Source organism: Actinomadura rudentiformis, assembly GCF_008923185.1.
Lineage (GTDB): Bacteria > Actinomycetota > Actinomycetes > Streptosporangiales > Streptosporangiaceae > Spirillospora > Spirillospora rudentiformis.
The window spans coordinates 277,580-292,901 of the sequence record NZ_WBMT01000006.1 but is presented as its reverse complement, the minus strand read 5'-3'; the positions used below and the strand labels follow the sequence as shown (position 1 = coordinate 292,901).

14 protein-coding genes are annotated in these 15,322 nt (G+C 73.0%); 9 read left to right on the top strand and 5 right to left on the bottom strand.

Annotated elements, in window-relative coordinates; translation table 11 throughout:
• Nucleotides 1-73 precede the first annotated feature (73 nt).
• The gene (locus F8566_RS14955) at nucleotides 74-2,713 is read right to left on the bottom strand and encodes a helix-turn-helix transcriptional regulator (protein WP_151560807.1); all 2,640 of its coding nucleotides are present in this window, start codon (nucleotides 2,711-2,713) and stop codon (nucleotides 74-76) included.
• Nucleotides 2,714-2,850: 137 nt separating this feature from the next.
• Between F8566_RS14955 and F8566_RS14950 the strand changes: the two genes are divergently transcribed.
• Entirely contained in the window at nucleotides 2,851-3,444 is a 594-nt protein-coding gene (locus F8566_RS14950) for a dihydrofolate reductase family protein (RefSeq protein ID WP_151560806.1), read from the top strand.
• A 145-nt stretch (nucleotides 3,445-3,589) separates the two neighbouring features.
• Here F8566_RS14950 and F8566_RS14945 read toward each other — a convergent pair whose 3' ends face one another.
• Nucleotides 3,590-4,630, bottom strand: a complete 1,041-nt coding sequence (locus F8566_RS14945; RefSeq protein ID WP_151560805.1) for a tyrosine-type recombinase/integrase — start codon at nucleotides 4,628-4,630, stop codon at nucleotides 3,590-3,592.
• 161 nt (nucleotides 4,631-4,791) lie between these two features.
• Between F8566_RS14945 and F8566_RS14940 the strand changes: the two genes are divergently transcribed.
• Nucleotides 4,792-5,244 carry a hypothetical protein gene (locus F8566_RS14940; protein ID WP_151560804.1) on the top strand — a complete coding sequence of 151 codons (453 nt, stop codon included), beginning with the start codon at nucleotides 4,792-4,794 and terminating at the stop codon, nucleotides 5,242-5,244.
• Nucleotides 5,245-5,250: 6 nt separating this feature from the next.
• Here the strand turns inward: F8566_RS14940 and trxA are convergent, their stop codons facing one another.
• The 3 genes from trxA to F8566_RS14925 all read right to left on the bottom strand — a co-directional run bounded on the left by trxA (nucleotide 5,251) and on the right by F8566_RS14925 (nucleotide 7,119).
• Nucleotides 5,251-5,565 carry a thioredoxin gene (trxA, locus tag F8566_RS14935; RefSeq protein ID WP_318836410.1) on the bottom strand — a complete coding sequence of 105 codons (315 nt, stop codon included), beginning with the start codon at nucleotides 5,563-5,565 and terminating at the stop codon, nucleotides 5,251-5,253.
• The gene (locus tag F8566_RS14930) at nucleotides 5,447-5,956 is read right to left on the bottom strand and encodes a MerR family transcriptional regulator (RefSeq protein WP_318836409.1); all 510 of its coding nucleotides are present in this window, start codon (nucleotides 5,954-5,956) and stop codon (nucleotides 5,447-5,449) included. The genes trxA and F8566_RS14930 overlap by 119 nt, the downstream gene beginning before the upstream one ends.
• A gap of 185 nt (nucleotides 5,957-6,141) precedes the next feature.
• Nucleotides 6,142-7,119, bottom strand: a complete 978-nt coding sequence (locus tag F8566_RS14925) for a threonine ammonia-lyase (protein ID WP_151560802.1) — start codon at nucleotides 7,117-7,119, stop codon at nucleotides 6,142-6,144.
• Nucleotides 7,120-7,189: 70 nt separating this feature from the next.
• On the opposite strand from F8566_RS14925, the gene F8566_RS14920 reads away from it, so the two are divergent.
• The 7 genes from F8566_RS14920 to F8566_RS52255 all read left to right on the top strand — a co-directional run bounded on the left by F8566_RS14920 (nucleotide 7,190) and on the right by F8566_RS52255 (nucleotide 15,251).
• The gene (locus F8566_RS14920; protein ID WP_225993186.1) at nucleotides 7,190-7,678 is read left to right on the top strand and encodes an Lrp/AsnC family transcriptional regulator; all 489 of its coding nucleotides are present in this window, start codon (nucleotides 7,190-7,192) and stop codon (nucleotides 7,676-7,678) included.
• Between the two features lie 108 nt (nucleotides 7,679-7,786).
• The gene (locus F8566_RS14915) at nucleotides 7,787-8,869 is read left to right on the top strand and encodes an MFS transporter (RefSeq protein WP_151560801.1); all 1,083 of its coding nucleotides are present in this window, start codon (nucleotides 7,787-7,789) and stop codon (nucleotides 8,867-8,869) included.
• A 198-nt stretch (nucleotides 8,870-9,067) separates the two neighbouring features.
• Entirely contained in the window at nucleotides 9,068-10,300 is a 1,233-nt protein-coding gene (locus tag F8566_RS14910; protein ID WP_225993185.1) for a cytochrome ubiquinol oxidase subunit I, read from the top strand.
• A 75-nt stretch (nucleotides 10,301-10,375) separates the two neighbouring features.
• Nucleotides 10,376-11,122 carry a cytochrome d ubiquinol oxidase subunit II gene (locus F8566_RS14905; protein WP_151560799.1) on the top strand — a complete coding sequence of 249 codons (747 nt, stop codon included), beginning with the start codon at nucleotides 10,376-10,378 and terminating at the stop codon, nucleotides 11,120-11,122.
• 28 nt (nucleotides 11,123-11,150) lie between these two features.
• Complete coding sequence (gene cydD, locus F8566_RS14900; RefSeq protein ID WP_225993184.1) at nucleotides 11,151-12,869, top strand: thiol reductant ABC exporter subunit CydD; 1,719 nt, start codon at nucleotides 11,151-11,153, stop codon at nucleotides 12,867-12,869.
• A 5-nt stretch (nucleotides 12,870-12,874) separates the two neighbouring features.
• On the top strand, nucleotides 12,875-14,581 hold the full coding sequence (gene cydC, locus F8566_RS14895) for a thiol reductant ABC exporter subunit CydC (RefSeq protein WP_151560970.1): 1,707 nt from the start codon (nucleotides 12,875-12,877) through the stop codon (nucleotides 14,579-14,581).
• 127 nt (nucleotides 14,582-14,708) lie between these two features.
• Nucleotides 14,709-15,251, top strand: a complete 543-nt coding sequence (locus F8566_RS52255; RefSeq protein ID WP_192809680.1) for a Rho termination factor N-terminal domain-containing protein — start codon at nucleotides 14,709-14,711, stop codon at nucleotides 15,249-15,251.
• Nucleotides 15,252-15,322 lie beyond the last annotated feature (71 nt).

The window sequence follows — 15,322 nt, the reverse complement described above, 5'->3', positions numbered from 1 at the left end:
GCTCAGACTGTCAGCGGCTCAGGCTGCCAGTCCAGCGTCCATGACACACCCATGACACACCGCTGCGTCAGCGTCAGAAGCGGTCTGTGGAGAGACGGGCCAGTTCGGTGCGGTTGGCAACGTGGAGTTTGGCGTAGACGTGGGCCAGATGAGTCTTCACGGTGCCGCGGCTCATCAGCAGCCGGGCAGCGATCTGCGGATTGGACAGGCCCTGGACGGCCAGCTCCACCACCGAACGCTCGGTCGGCGTCAAGCTCGCCCAGCCGGAGCCGGGGCGGCGCCGCGGGCCACGGGCACGCCGCGCGTAGGCCACGGCCTCCCGCAGGCCAAGAGCGCGGCCACGGTCAAGCGCCGCACGCAACGCCGGATCGCCGCCGGGCGGGGCCGGTTCGGCACCCGCGTCCTCCCGGGCCCGCTGGACGGCGCCGGTCAGCACCGCGGCCGTCTCCGCGGCGCCGCGTCGCCGCGCCAGGTCCGCGAGGTGACCGAGACCGGTGATCAGATCCAGGACGAGCTCGTGGCCGGTGCGGATCCGCAGCGCCTCGTGGTGCAGGGCGACCGCGCCGGGATCGTCCGCCGCCGCCAGCAGAAGCGCACGCTGCTCCAGGATCCCCGCACGGACGCGCGGCATGGCCGCGGCGAGAGGCGACTCCTCCAGGACATCGAGCGTGCGCGCCGCGCCCGCCTCGTCGCCGGACTCCCGCTGAGCTCTGGCCAGCACCAGCCGGGTCTCCGGTTCGAGGTGACCGCTCGCCTCACCACGCCAGGCCGCCTCCGCCCGGCACAGGGCGACAGCCTCATCCGCGCGCCCCAGCGCGAGCGCGAGCAACGCCTTGCGCCGCTCCCAGCCGGGAACGTAGGTGGACCCGCCGGTCTCCCCGGACTCGGCACGCAGCCGGTCGATCGGCCGCAACGCCTCAGCGGCGGCATCCAGACGTCCCCGCGCGGTGCGGACCTCAGCCAGGATGCCGCGCGCCAGCCCGATCCGGTGGAAGTCACGCAGCGGCTCGGCCGTCGCCACCGAACGCTCGGCGAGGTCCTCGGCCTGCTTCAGGTCACCGGACCCGGCCGTGGCCTGCGCCAGCCAGCCCAGCGCGGACGACGCCACCCCCCGGTCACCACGCCGCAGCAGGCCCTCCAGCGCGGCCCGCAGCTGCATGATCGCGTCACCGTGCTCATCGCGCTGCAGGTGAACGAGGCCGACCAGGGCCGCCGCGGCGTCGGCGACGAAGCCGTCGCCCGCCTCCAGAGCCTCGCCGCGGAGCCGGGCGGCCTCCGCGGCAGCCGCCTCCAGGTCGCTCTCCAGCAGGCCGAGGGCGGCCAGCAGACCGGCAAGCCGGGCGGCCGCCTCCGCCCCGGTCTCGACCGCCAGCTCCCGCGCCGCGCGGGCCGCCGCGTGCGACTCCGGGCCCGGCCCGCCCGAGTCGGCCACCAGCGCCTGCGCCAGCAACACCCGAGCCTGAAGCGCGGTCCGCTCACCGCGCCCGCGTTCGGCGGCCTCCCGCAGCAACCGCAGCCCTTCGGCGCGCCGGCTCTCCAGATGCCACAACCAGGCCAGCTCGGCGGCCAGGCACCGCGCCGGGCCGGGATCAGCACGCCGCAGCCCCCAGCCGAGCGCTGACCGCAGATTGGCGTAGTCCTCGCCGATCCGGGCCCGCCACGCGTCCCGGTCGGTCTCCAGCAGCGGACGGGCCTCCTCCACGAGAGCCAGCTGCGCCTTCAGATGCCGGGCGCGCACGGCGTCCTCCTCCCCGGCGTCCCGCAGCCGCGCCAGCGCGAAGGCGCGCACGACACCGAGCATCCGGTAACGCGCGACCGGACCCGCCGTGTCGGCCACGACGAGGGACTTGTCGACCAGGCCCCGCAGCGCCCGAAGCGCCCGCTCGGCGGGCAGCGCCGCCACCGTACACGCCGACTCCACACCGAAGCCCGGCTCGAACACCGCGAGCCTGCGGAACAGCACCCGCTCGTCCTCCTCCAGCAGGTCATGACTCCACCGCATCGACCCCTCAAGGGTCCGCTGCCGGAACGCCGCGGTCCGCGCACCGCCCTCCAGCAGCGCGTACGACCCCGCCAGCGCCTCGGCGATCTGCGCAGGCGACAGCGTGTCCGCCCACCCGGCGGCGAGCTCCAGCGCGAGCGGCAACCGGTCAAGACGATCACAGATCCGCCGCGCCGCGCTCGTGTCACCGGTCGCGGAACGCTCCACGAACAGCTCCAGCGCATCCGCCAAGGCCAGCGGCGGCACCCGCCACACCCGCTCACCCCCGGCGCCGAGCGTCGCCCGGCTGGTCGCAAGGATCTTCACACCTGGGCACTGCGTCAGAACGGCCGACGCAAACCCGGCGGCCTCGTCCAGAACGTGCTCGCAGTTGTCCAGCGCAAGCAGCAGACTCCGGCCCCGCAGCGCCTGCACCAGCCCCGGGACCGTGTCAGACCCGCCCGGCAGGACCAGACCGAGCGCCTCGGCCACACGGTGAGCGATCTGCCGCCCGTCGGGCTCGTGCTCCAGCCCCGCCCAGTGGACGCCGTCCGCCCAGCGGCCCTCCTGCTCGCGGCAGACACGGATCGCCAGCCGCGTCTTGCCGCAGCCACCCGGCCCGACCAGCGTCAGCAGCCGCGCCGAGGCCAGCGCGTCACCGACCGCCGCCAGCTCGGCGGCGCGGCCGACGAAGGACGACGGCTCCACCGGAAGCCGATCCACCTCACCCATACCGCGCATCCTGCCATTACCCGCGATATCGGCCAGGTGGCAGATGTTCCTCCGCCGCCGCAGCGGCAGTCTCATGAGCAGACGGACTCATGAGCAGACGGAGCCCGCCGGGCACCGCGAAAACCCTAGGAACGAACATGACCGCAAACCGCACCGTAGCCGGCAACATCTCCCTCTCCCTGGACGGCCGCGTCACCGGACGCGGCGGCGACCACGACATGAGCTGGGTCGGCCGCCACGCCGTCGCCGACGCACCCCGAGACCTGATGACGCGGATGATCGATACGGCGACGACGGCACTGCTGGGACGCAAGAACTACGAGGGCTTCGCCGGGTACTGGCCGCAGGTCGCACAGGCCGAGGACGCCGACCCGCGCGACCGCGCCTTCGCGCAGTGGCTGGACAAGGTGGAGAAGGTCGTCTTCTCGTCCACGCTGACCGAGGCGACCTGGCAGAACGCCCGGATCGCCGCCGACGACCTGGTGACCGAGATCCAGCGGCTCCGCAGCGAGCCGGGCGGCGACATCGTGGTGCTCAGCAGCCACACCATCATCGCCGCGCTGCTGGAAGCCGAAGAGCTGGACCGCCTGCAGATCACGCTCTGCCCCGAGCTCGTCGGCGGCGGAATCAAGCTGTTCCCGGAGGAGATGCCCGCCACGTCCTGGTCGCTCACCGATCTGGCGACGTCCGAGACCGGCGCCGTCTGCCTCATCTACGACCGGATCCGCTGACCTCCAGAGGGCCGCAGCCGGCGGCCGCCGCGTCCGTCCAGACGCGGTGGGCGCGCACCGGCACAGCAGGTCGCCGCGCTGCCCCGCCACGCCACCTCCGCCAGGTGGCGTGGCGGGGGAGAGGGGGTCCGCTCAGGGCGTCTGCTCAGGTGTCGTCGCGGCCTAGCAGCGGGTGTATGCGCATCGCCGCCTCCAGCTCACCCGGCAGCTCGTCGCGGTAGCGGCCCAGCGTCGACAGGTCCGCGTGACCCAGCACCCGCCGCACCGCGTCCATGTCGGTCGCCGCCGCCAGCAGGTGCGTCGCGGTGGTGTGCCGCAGTCCGTGGGGGGTGACGCTGCGCCGCCGGTCCGGCTCGACCCGCGCCAGCACCCGGTCGATCACCGCCTGCACGTCACCGCGCGCCAGCCGCCGCCCTCGCCATGACAGCAGCAGCGCCTTCGGCTCGAGGCCGCGGTCCAGCAGCGGGCGCCCCTCGGCCAGGTAGGCGTCCAGCACCTGCGCCACCGGCCGGGGGAGAGGCACATCCCTGGTCCGCCCGCCTTTGCCGAAGATCCGCCAGTAGCGGGTGCCTGCGTTCACGAAGAAGTCCTCGGAGTTGGCACCCGTCAGCTCCGACACTCGCGGCCCCACCGCCGCCAGCACGAGTACGATCAGCGCGTCCCGCAGCTCGGTCCGCTGGTCGGACCGGCCACGCCGCCGCTGGTCGGTGCTGAGCTCCCGCGCCGCGCCGACCAGCCCCGCCGCCTGCTCGGACGTCAGCGCGCGGCGTTCGGCGCGCAGCCCGCCGCGCTGCTTGGGCCGGACCGTCACCGCGAGCATCGGGTTCAGCTGGACCCACCCGGAGATCGCCGCGTGCTGGAAGAACGCCGACACCGACCGGCGGAACCGCGCCTGCGACGCGGCGCTCTGCAGGGGAGCGGCACCGCCGTCCGGAACGCCGTCACGCGCGCGGCGCCCGTCGGGCTTGCGGGCGAACCGCAGCAGCACCTCGTCGACGTCGGCGCCGTCCAGGTCGTCGAGGACGCGGTCGGGCCCGGCGAGGTCGGCGAAGGTGTGCACGTCCCGCGCGTACACCTCGGCGCTGCCGGGAGCCAGCGCGCCCGTCGCGGTCTTGGCGCGGACCATCTCGGTGTAGCGGTCGACGCACTCGGCCACGGTGAGACGCTGAACATCGGCTGGACGCACCCGCGGGACGCTACCGGCCACCTCTGACAAATCTAGAATCGGACATCCGATGCAAAACCAGACAGAACCCTCATTCTGTCTGGTTTTGAAATAGGTGCGGATCCGGTGGAATCGGACGGCCCGGCGAGCCGTTCCCCATAATGATCACGAGGAGGTCAGCGGTGCTGGACGAGGGGCTGTTCGAGCAGGTCGGCGAGGTCGTCAGGGGATCGGCGCCGCGTGACCTGGGAGAGCTGCGCCTGATGGTGCGCCGCACCGGCGTCAAGGCCTGGTTCGGCGACGCCGCGCCGCACCGCGAGCACTACGAAGCCCAGGTCATCGGCGCCGACATCGCCACCGCCGCCCGTGAGTTCGCCATCGAGATCGGCTTCCACGCCGAGCATCCCAAGGCCGCCGACAACGACGCCGCGCTCGAACGCCTCACCGCCCGCCAGGACCGGTGGCGCCCGGACCTGGGGGACGACGCGGTTGCCGGCCCGTTCATCGGCCCCGCCAACTGGCGCCGCATCTCCGAGCTGTGGCTCGACCCCGACCTCGCCGACGGCGACATCGCCTTCGACATCGGGGTGCGCCTCGTCGACTACATGACGGCACTGGAGCCGCTGCGTCGCTAAAGGTGCCTAGAGGTGCGGGGCCAGGTCGGCGAGCAGGCGGCGCTTGGACCTGGCGCCCACGATCTGCAGGGCGACCTGGCCGTCGCGGTAGAGGTTGAGGGTGGGGAGGCCCATTACGCCGTATCGCTGGGCGATGCCGGGGTGGTTGTCGCCGTTGAGCTTGGCGATCGTCAGGCGGCCGCGGTATTCGGTCTCGATCTCCTCAAGGATCGGTGCGATCATCCGGCAGGGCGGGCACCACTCCGCCCAGAAGTCGACCAGTACCGGTGTGCCGCCGCGCAGTACCTGCTCGTCGAAGGTCTCGCCGGTCAGTTCGATCATCGTTGTCATCCTTCCGTGCCGTCTTTCCAGTCAGGACGCAGCCTGGGCAGTCCCGCGCCAGCTGGTCGGCCATGTCGGCCCGGCGTCGGATCAGGGCGCGGATCTCGGTGTCGATCTCGGCGAGTTTGCGCTGGTAGACCGCTATGGACTGGGGGCAGGAGCCGCCCGTGTCATGGCCGGCCCGCAGGCAGTCCACGAACGGGCGGGCGTCCTCCAGCGTGAACCCGGCGGCCAGCAGCGTGCGGATCTCCGCGACGAGCCGCACGTCCGACTCGTCGTACTCGCGGTAGCCGTTGGCGTCGCGGCGCGCCGTCAGCAGTCCCTGCTGCTCGTAGTAACGCAGCGAGCGCGTGCTGACGCCGGCCCGTCCGGCCAGCTCACCGATCCGCATCGGCCCTCCCTGATCTTCAGCCGTCAGCGACGGTAACCCTTGACACCGGCGTCAAGGTCAAGCGGCCGCGGTCACGGCTTCTTCCCGGTCGCCGCGCGGTTTCCGCTCCCGCTTTCTGTTTCCGGTTTCTCTGGTTTGCGCCCCTCTTCTGGCGTTCTCGTCCTTGGTTGATAATGTACATTATGTTAAGTAAGCCGGTAGAGGCCGAGGTCGGCGTTGGCTCCGGTGAGGACGGTGGCGATCACGTCTCCGGGGAGGTCGCGGGAGGCGATCGCGGCCAGGCCGGCCGCCCCGGCCGGCTCCAGCAGCAGCCCGAGCGTCTCGGCCGCCAGGTGCATCGCGGCCAGCAACTCGTCGTCGTCGATCAGCAGGAAGTCGTCGACGAGCGCGCGGGTGCGCACGACCGCCTCGGGTTCCGGCTGGCTGATGGAGATGCCGGCGGCGATGGTGGCGCCGCGTTCGACGGCGACGCGCGCGCCGCTGCGCCAGGAGCGTTCCAGGGCGGGCGCGGCGGCCGAGGTGACGCCGACGACGCGCACGTGCGGCGCGTGGGCCTTCACCCAGCGCGCGACGCCGGCGATGAGCGCGCCGTCGCCGACGGGGACCACGAGCGTGTCGAACGGTTCGCCGCGCAGGAGTTCGACGCCGATGGTGGCGTTCCCCTCGTACACGGCGGTGTCGCTGCCGTCCACGGCGTAGTACCGGCCGGGCGCCTCGGCGGCGTAGGCGGCGGCGTGGTCCTTGTGGGAGCCTTCGACGCGGTGGACGTGGGCGCCGAACGCGGCCATGCGGCGGGTCTTGACCTGGGAGGCGTCGGCGGGGACGAACACGTCGGCGCGCAGGCCGTGGCGGCGGGCGGCGTAGGCGATGGCCTGGCCGAAGTTGCCGCCGCCGGAGCCGCACACCACGGTGCTCCCCCGGGCCAGCCCGCTGACGAGCAGGTCGGCGCCGCGGCCTTTGAAGCTGCGCAGCGGATTGAGGGTCTCGATCTTGGTGATGACGCGGCGGCCGAGGCGTGCCTGGAGCTGTTCGTCGGCGTACTGGGGGCTGTCGCGGAACACCGGGTCGATGGTGGTGGCGGCGTGGGCGATGCGTTCCAGGTCAAGGCCGAGGTCCGGACCGAGGTCGGGGACGGCGTCGGTGGCTGGTGCGTGGTGGGTCATGGGTGGAACGGTAGGCAGGCAGCCGGTGGACACGATTGAAGATTTTCCCGGTGCGATGCAAGATTCTTGCGTGGACGTCGCGTACGGGCTTGATGAGATCGACTATCTGCTGCTCGGGCTGGTGCAGGTGGACGCGGCGCGGCCGCTGCACGAGCTGGGTGATGAGGTGGGCCTGTCCCCCAGCGCCGTGCAGCGGCGGCTGACGCGGCTGCGCGCGGCGGGGGTGATCCGGTCGCAGGTCGCGGTGCTGGAGCCGCGTGCGGTGGGCGCGGCGTTGACGGCGGTGGTGCTGGTGGCGCTGGTGGACGATGACGCGGCGCATCACGAGGGGTTCCGGGCGCGGATGCGGGCCGAGCCGGCGGTGCAGCAGTGCTTCAACATCGTCGGGCAGTGGGATTACGTGGTGGTGCTGGTGACGGCGGATCTGGCGGCGAACCGTGAGGTGTCGCGGCGGTTGTTCGTCGGGGACGCGACGTATGTGCGGCGGTATGAGACGTTGCCGGCGTACGAGACGGTGAAGTCGGGATTGGCGGTGCCGCTGCCGGGCGCGGCGGGATAGGCTGGGCCCATGACGTGGCGACATTGATCTTCAGGTGAGCCTGGGTCCGGGCTGGCGCGGCGGCTGTACGCCTGCGCGTTCCTTGAGGACTTCGTTCTTCTGTATCCGGTGTACGCGCTGTTGTTCGCCGACGCCGGCCTCTCCCCCGCGGCGATCTCGTCGCTGTTCGTCATCTGGTCGGTCGCGGGTTTCGCGTTCGAGTTGCCGTCGGGTCTGTTCGCCGATGTGTTCTCGCGCCGCCGGCTGCTGGTGGCCGCTCCCCTGCTGACCGGTGCGGGTTTCGCGCTGTGGACGTTTCTGCCGTCGTATCCGGCGTTCGCGGCGGGGTTCGTGTTGTGGGGTGTGGGGACAGCGCTGCGTTCGGGGACGCTGCAGGCGCTGGTCTACGAGGAGCTCGGCCGGGTGGGGGCGGCGGGTTCGTACGCGCGGGTGATGGGGCGGTCGCAGGCGCTGGGGACGACCGCGATCATGCTGGCGAACGGGGTGGCGGCGCCGGTGATGGCTGCCGGGGGTTACCGCGCGGTGGGGGTGGCGAGCGTTGTGGCGTGCTTGCTGTGCGCGGTGGTGTCGTGGTCGTTGCCGGAGTCGCGGGCCGCGGGCAGCGGCGCGGGCGAGGGGGATGGCGAGGGGTCGTTCCTGGAGGTGCTGCGTGACGGGGTGGCGCAGGTCCGGCGGGTTCCCCGGGTGCGGGGTGCGCTGGTGCTGACGGCGGCGGTGATGGGGTTCGGGGCGCTGGATGAGTACCTGCCGGTGCTGGGCCGTTCGACGGGCGCGGCGGTGGCGGTGGTGCCGTTGCTGATGCTGGTGGTCGGCGTGGGTGAGACGGCGGGCGGGTGGCTGGCGGGCCGGGGTGTGCGGTGGCTGGCGCCGGCGTTGGTGGCCGCGGCGGTGTGCATGGCGGCGGGGGCGCTGAGCGGCCGGCCGGAGGGGATGGCGTTGATCGCGGTGGCGTTCGGGGTGATCCAGTGGGCGGCCGTGGCGGCGGAGGTGCGGCTGCAGGAGCGGATCTCGGATCGGTCGCGGGCGACGGTGATGTCGATGGCGGGGTTCGGGTCGGAGGTGGCGGCGGTGCTGGTGTTCGCGGGGTACGCGCTGGGGTCGGCGTGGGCGGGGCCGGGGGTGCTGTTCGCGGTGGCGTCGGTGCCGTTCGTGGTGATGGGGCTGGCGTTGTGGGTGCCGGCGCGCCGCTGACCGCCGGGGTGCCGGGACGGCGGGTGTACAGGGTGGCGGGTGGTGTACATCTCCGGATGTAGCCGGGTGGGTGGTGCTGCGCGAAAGGTGCACGGCGGGTGAACGCTCGCGCCGGATTCGGCGGTGCGGGTGGCCCGGTCAGGATCGGGGGCGTACTGGAACGATCCTGATTTGGGGCGTGAGTTGATGGATGCGCTGATGCTGTCCCGGGTCCAGTTCGCGTTGACGGCGGGTTCGCATTTCTTGTTCGTGGCGTTGACGCTGGGCCTGGCGACGCTGGTGGCGGTGATGCAGACCCGTGCGACGGTGTCGGGCAGCGCGGTGCACGCGCGGATGACGCGGTTCTGGGGCCAGCTGTATGTGATCAATTACGCGGTGGGGATCGTCACGGGGCTGGTGATGGAGTTCCAGTTCGGGTTGAACTGGGGCGGCATGACGCGGATGGCCGGCGGGGTGTTCGGGGCGCCGCTGGCGATGGAGACGATCGTGGCGTTCTTCATCGAGTCGACGTTCCTGGGTTTGTGGATCTTCGGGTGGGATCGGCTGAACCGGTGGGCGCATCTGGCGCTGATCTGGGTGGTGACGCTGACGGCGTACTTGTCGGCGTATTTCGTGCTGGTGGCGAACGGGTGGCTGCAGCGGCCGGTGGGCTACGAGATGGTGGACGGGGCCGCGCGGCTGACGGACCTGGGTGCGGTGATGACGAACCCGACGGCGGTGCTGGCGTTCTTCCATGTGCTGTTCGGCGGGTTGCTGACGGCGGGGTTCTTCATGGCGGGCGTGAGCGCGTTCCATTTGTTCCGGCGGACGGCGGAGGTGGAGTTCTTCCGCCGGTCGATGCGGATCGGGCTGCTGACGGTGATCCTGTCGGTGTTCCCGGTGGTGGTGTTCGGCGGGATGCAGTTCGCGCACGTGCAGCCGACGAAGAACCCGGGGTCGGATGACGCGGCGGCGAAGGCGGCGGAGTTCACGGCGCGGTTCGGGCCTGATGACTACCTGGCGCCGGGGCTGACGGACGCCGGCCTGGCCACGATGGTCATGGCGTGGGTCGTGATGATCCTGGTCGCGCTGGTGGCGTTGGTGAAGTTGCCGTTCGGCCGCTGGCTGGTGCGGGGGCGGGTGTTCCATGTGCTGATGATGCTGGCGGTGCCGCTCCCCTATGTCGCGATGCTGGCGGGCTGGGTGTTCCGTGAGGTGGGACGGCAGCCGTGGACGGTCTACGGGCTGCTGAAGACCAAGGACGCGCTGTCGGACGTCAGCCCGGGGTTGATCACGACGTCGTTCGTGGCGTTCACGGCGCTGTTCGCGGTGCTGATCGGGGTGAACACGTGGCTGCTGGCGCGGTATGCGCGGCGGGGGCCGGACGCGGCGCGGCTCGGTGCGCCCGCCCCGGTGGAGCCGGCGGCGCCGGCGCTCGCCCCGACGTTCTGACCCGCCCTTCGTACTTCTGCCGCCCTTCGTACTTCTGCGGCCTTTGTTCACTTCGGTCTTGAGTGGAGCCTGACGATGGAGATTCTGGCGATCGTGATGCTGGCGGTGTTCGCCGGCGCGTATCTGGTGCTGGCGGGAGCCGACATCGGCGTGGGCATGCTGCTGCCGGTGCTGGGGCGTTCGCAGCAGGAGCGCCGGGTGGTGATCGCGGCGATCGCGCCGTTCTTCCTCGGGAACGAGGTGTGGCTGGTGTCGACGGCGGGGATCGTCGCCGGTGCGTTCCCCGGGCTTGAACATCACCTGCTGGAGGGCTTGTTCCCTTTGTTCGTGGTGTTGCTGCTCGGGTGGGTGGTGCGTGACATGGGGTTGTGGCTGCGGGGGCGGGTGGACGCGGCGGCGTGGCGGCGGATGTGCGACGCCGCGATCGTGGCGGGCAGTTGGGCGCTGGCGCTGGCGTGGGCTTCGGTGCTGGGGTCGTTGCTGGCCGGTGGTGAGGGGTTGAACGTGGGGTCGGTGGCGGGGTTGCCGCTGGCGGCGTTGTTCGCGGTGCATGGTGTGGGGCTGGCGCGGTGGCGGTTGACGGGGGCGCTGTCGGCGCGCGCCGACCGGTTCCCGGCGCCGTATCCGTTGACGGGCGCGGCGCTGGTGACGGTGGCGCTGGTGGCGGGGACGCGGTTGCCGTGGGCGGACGCGGCGGGGGCGGGGGCGGGGCTGACGGTCACGGCGGTGACGACGGCGGTGGTGCTGCCGGTGCTGGTGGCCGCGCAGGCGCTGGTGTGGTGGACGTTCCGCGGCCGGGTCGACTCCCCCTCCTACCTGTGATGCCGGGTTCGATGGTCGGGAGGTCGTGGTGAAGCCGGTCGAGCGGCGGCTGCTGCGCCGTCTCCCCCGCCGCGTGGTGGTGGTGCTGGGTGCGCTGGCGGCGGGGCAGGGAGTGCTGCTGGTCGCGCAGGCGGATCTGCTGGCGCGTGCGATCGCCGGTCTGGACGCGTGGTCGTTGCTGCCGCTGGCCGGTGTGGTGGCGGGCCGTGCGGCGCTGGCGTGGGTGACCAGCGGTGTCGCGGGGCGCGCGGCGGCCGCGGCGAAGCGGGAGCTGCGCGACGCCCTCCTGGCACGCCCCACCGGTACCCCAGGCGGGGCCCCGGCCGGGGTACCGGGCGGGAACTCGGCCGGTGCCTCTAGTGCTGGTGGCGGTGCCGGTGAGCGGGTGACGTTGCTGACGCGGGGCTTGGACGCGCTGGATCCGTTCTTCACCGGGTACGTGCCGCAGCTGCTGGCGGCGTGCGTGGTGCCGGTGCTGGTGCTGGCGCGGCTGTTCACCGCCGATTGGGCGTCGGCGCTGGTGGTGGCGGCGACGGTGCCGCTGGTGCCGGTGTTCGGTGCGCTGGTGGGGATGCGGACGGCGGCTCTGACGGGCCGGCAGTGGGGGTTGCTGCAGCGGCTGGGTGGTCATTTCCGCGATGTGCTGGCGGGGTTGCCGACGTTGCGGGCTTTCGGGCGGACCGGTCACCAGTCGGTGGTGGTGCGGGAGCTGGCGGGTGAGCACCGCCGCGCGACGGTGGGGGCGCTGCGGGTGGCGTTCCTGTCGTCGCTGGTGCTGGAGCTGGTGTGCGCGCTGTCGGTGGCGCTGGTCGCGGTGCCGGTGGGCCTGCGGCTGCTGGACGGCGACATGGCGTTGTCGACGGGGCTGCTGGTGCTGATCCTCACGCCGGAGGCGTATCTGCCGCTGCGGGCGCTCGGCGCACGATTCCATGCGAGCGCGGAGGGTGTGGCGGCGGCGGAGCAGGCGTTCGCGGCGCTGGACGCACCCGTGGGACGCGTCGGCGGGGTCCTCCCCCGTGGTCGGGCGGCGGCGCCGGAGATCGTGCTGGAGGACGTCACGGTGCGGTATCCGGGGTCGGATCGTGCGGCGCTTGAGGGGGTGTCGCTGCGGATCGCGCCGGGTGAGCGGGTCGCGGTGGCGGGTCCGTCGGGTGCGGGTAAGTCGACGTTGCTGCTGGTGCTGCTGGGTTTGGTGACGCCGGAGTCGGGCCGGGTGCTGGTCGACGGCGTGGAGCTGGCGGAGCTGGATCTGGCGGAATGGCGGCGCCGTGTGGGGTGGGTGCCGCAGTCGCCGCATCTGTTCGCGGCGTCGGTGGCCGGCAACATCCGGCTCGGTGCGCCGGACGCACCGGATGAGCGTGTGGTGGAGGCGGCGCGGGCCGCGGCGGCGGACGGGTTCATCGAGGCGTTGCCGCACGGGTACGAGACGGTGCTCGGTGAAGGCGGCGCGGGCCTGTCGGCGGGTCAGCGGCAGCGGCTGGCGGTGGCACGCGCGTATCTGACGGGTGCGCCGCTGATGGTGCTGGACGAACCGTCGGCGCGGCTGGATCTGGCGAGCGAGCGGGCGCTGGTGGAAGGCGCGTCGCGGCTGCTGGCGGGCCGTACGGCGCTGATCGTGGCGCATCGGCCGGCGTTGCTGGGGCTGGCGGGCCGTGTGGTTCGGATGAGGAACGGCCGCCTGGTCGAAAGCGGCACGGAAGCCGATGCGGAGACCGGCGGGGAAACCGGCAGGGAGGCCGCGGCGTGAACGGGATGTGGAGTGCGGTGCGGCCGTACACGGCGCGGCTGCTGGCGGCGGGGCTGGCCGGGGTGGCGGCGGAGCTGTGCGGGCTCGGGCTGGTCGCTGCGGCGGCGTGGCTGATCGCGCGGGCGGCGCAGCAGCCGGGGCTGGCGGCGTTGTCGCTGGCGATCGTGGCGGTGCGGGGTTTCGCGGTGGCCAAGGGGTCGCTGCGGTATGCCGAGCGGCTGGCGGGGCACGATGTGGCGTTGCGGGCGCTGGCGGAGCTGCGCGGGCGGGTGTTCGACGCGCTGGCGGCGCGGCGGCGGGACCTGGCGTCACGTGACGGGGATGCGCTGACGCGGATGGTGTCCGATGTCGACGCGGTGCAGGATCTGCTGCTGCGGTGCCTGCTTCCGGCTGTCGCTGCCGTGGTGTGCGGTGTGGCCGGGGTCGTGGTGTGCGCGGTGGCGGCGCCGGGTGCGGCGTTCGTGGTCGCCGGTGGGTTGCTGGCCGCCGGGGTGGTGGTGCCGTGGGTGGCGTGGGCGTCGGGTGGCCGCGCCGCGGCGCGTGCCGCGGCCGAGCGTGAACGGCTGGCGGTGCGGGCGCTGGACCTGCTGGAGGGCGGCGCGGAACTGGCGGTGTTCGGCGCGTCCGGCCGGTTCGCCGCGGCGGCGCGGGAGTCGGCGGCGCGGCTGGAAGATGCCGAACGGGTCACCACGCGCGTCGCGGGCGGGGTGACGGCCGCCGGTTTCCTGCTGCAGGGGCTGACGGCGGCCGGGGCGGCGTGGGTGGCGGTGAACGCGGGCGCGGACGAGGTGGCCGTGGCGGTCGTCGCGCTGACCGCGCTGGTGGCGGTGGAGGCGGTGCTGCCGCTGGCGTCGGCGGCGCAGCGGCTGCGTGAGGTGCTGCCGGCGTCGCGGCGGGTGGCGGCGCTGCTGGCCGCTCCCCCGCCGCCGCGTCCGGAACGGCCCAGGCCGCTGCCGCGCGGCCCGCTCGCGGTGGACTTCCTCGGCGTCCGCGTCGCCTACGACGACGCCCGCGACGACGCCTCCGGCACGTACGCGCTGGACGGCGTGGATCTGACGGTGGAGCGCGGCCGGCGCGTCGCGGTCGTGGGGGCCAGCGGCGCGGGTAAGAGCACTCTCCTCGCCGCGATATCGGGTGAGGTCCGGCCGGAGTCGGGGACGGTGCGGCTCGGCGGCCAGGACGTGGCGTTCTGCGACCCGGGCGAGGTGCGTTCGGCGGTGCGCGGTCTCACGCAGGACGCGCACGTGTTCGCCACCACCGTCCGCGGCAACCTGATGCTGGCCCGCCCGGACGCCACGCAGGCGCAGCTGGAGGCCGCGGCGCGGCGGGCGCGGCTGCTGGAGGTCGTCGACGGGCTGCCCGGCGGGTGGGACACCGTCGTGGGTGAGGGCGGCCGTGGCCTGTCGGGCGGGCAGCGGCAGCGGCTGCTGCTGGCGCGTGCGCTGCTGGCCGACCCGCCCGTGCTGGTCCTGGACGAACCCGCCGAGGCGCTGGACCCGGCCACCGCCGATGAGATCACCCGGGAGCTCCTGACATTGCCGGGTGGCGGCACCCTGCTGCTGGTCACCCACCGCCTGGCCGCGCTCGCCGCCGCCGACGAGGTGATCGTGCTGGACCGCGGGAAGGTCGTGCAGCGCGGCCGCCACGAGAACCTCCTCGGCCGCCCCGGCGCCTACCGCGACCTGTGGGAGTCGGAACTCCTCACCACCTGAACCCGCCGCCGTGTTCGCGTGAACGCGCGTTCACGCAGGTGGTGGGCGTTCACGCATGGAGGGCGCCGCACCGGGTAGGCCGCGCACCGACGAATCGTGCAATCTCCCGGGAGGGGGCGAACGTTTGATGCCGCGACCACGCGACGTACCGTCGGCCTTCCGGCGTACTCCGCAGGCGGCTCAGGAACTGCTGGGCAAGGCCAGGGACCGCCTGGGCAGGCTCGGTGAACGGTGGCGGCCCGCGCTGCGCCGTAACCTGCGGCCCAACGGCCCGGGCAACATGCAGCCGGGGCCCGCGCCGCTGGAGGAGCCGGAGGAGGCACGGGGTCCTGAGCCGCCCCGGCCGCGCAAGGCGGACACACCCAAGAAGGCACCTGCCAGGAAGAAGGCCCCGGCCAAGAAGGCCGCGGAGGGTTCCCGGACCGCCACGGCGAAGAAGGCCCCCGCCAAGCGTGCACCGGCCAAGAAGACATCCGCGGCGAAGGCCACGGGCAAGAAGGCTCCGGCGGCCGCGAGCGCTCCCGCGCCTCCTGAACCGGCCGACGCCAACGGTGACGGCCCGGCCAAGCGGGACCTGTACGAGCGGGCCCGGGAGCTGGGCATCCCCGGCCGTTCCAAGATGAGCAAGCAGCAGCTGGCCGACGCGATCAGCGAGGCCGAGAAGAGCTGAGCAGGGAAAGGGCCCGGTGGCGCCCCTGTCCACGCACCACCGGGCCCATGGTCTTGATCACTGCCGGTCTT

Coding starts and splice junctions, on each gene's coding strand:
- F8566_RS14955 (WP_151560807.1), bottom strand. CDS start 2,713: ATGGGTGAGGTGGATCGGCTTCCGGTGGAGCCGTCGTCCTTCGTCGGC.
- F8566_RS14950 (WP_151560806.1), top strand. CDS start 2,851: ATGACCGCAAACCGCACCGTAGCCGGCAACATCTCCCTCTCCCTGGAC.
- trxA (WP_318836410.1), bottom strand. CDS start 5,565: ATGATCGAACTGACCGGCGAGACCTTCGACGAGCAGGTACTGCGCGGC.
- F8566_RS14930 (WP_318836409.1), bottom strand. CDS start 5,956: ATGCGGATCGGTGAGCTGGCCGGACGGGCCGGCGTCAGCACGCGCTCG.
- F8566_RS14925 (WP_151560802.1), bottom strand. CDS start 7,119: ATGACCCACCACGCACCAGCCACCGACGCCGTCCCCGACCTCGGTCCG.
- F8566_RS14910 (WP_225993185.1), top strand. CDS start 9,068: ATGCTGTCCCGGGTCCAGTTCGCGTTGACGGCGGGTTCGCATTTCTTG.
- F8566_RS14905 (WP_151560799.1), top strand. CDS start 10,376: ATGGAGATTCTGGCGATCGTGATGCTGGCGGTGTTCGCCGGCGCGTAT.
- cydC (WP_151560970.1), top strand. CDS start 12,875: ATGTGGAGTGCGGTGCGGCCGTACACGGCGCGGCTGCTGGCGGCGGGG.
- F8566_RS52255 (WP_192809680.1), top strand. CDS start 14,709: ATGCCGCGACCACGCGACGTACCGTCGGCCTTCCGGCGTACTCCGCAG.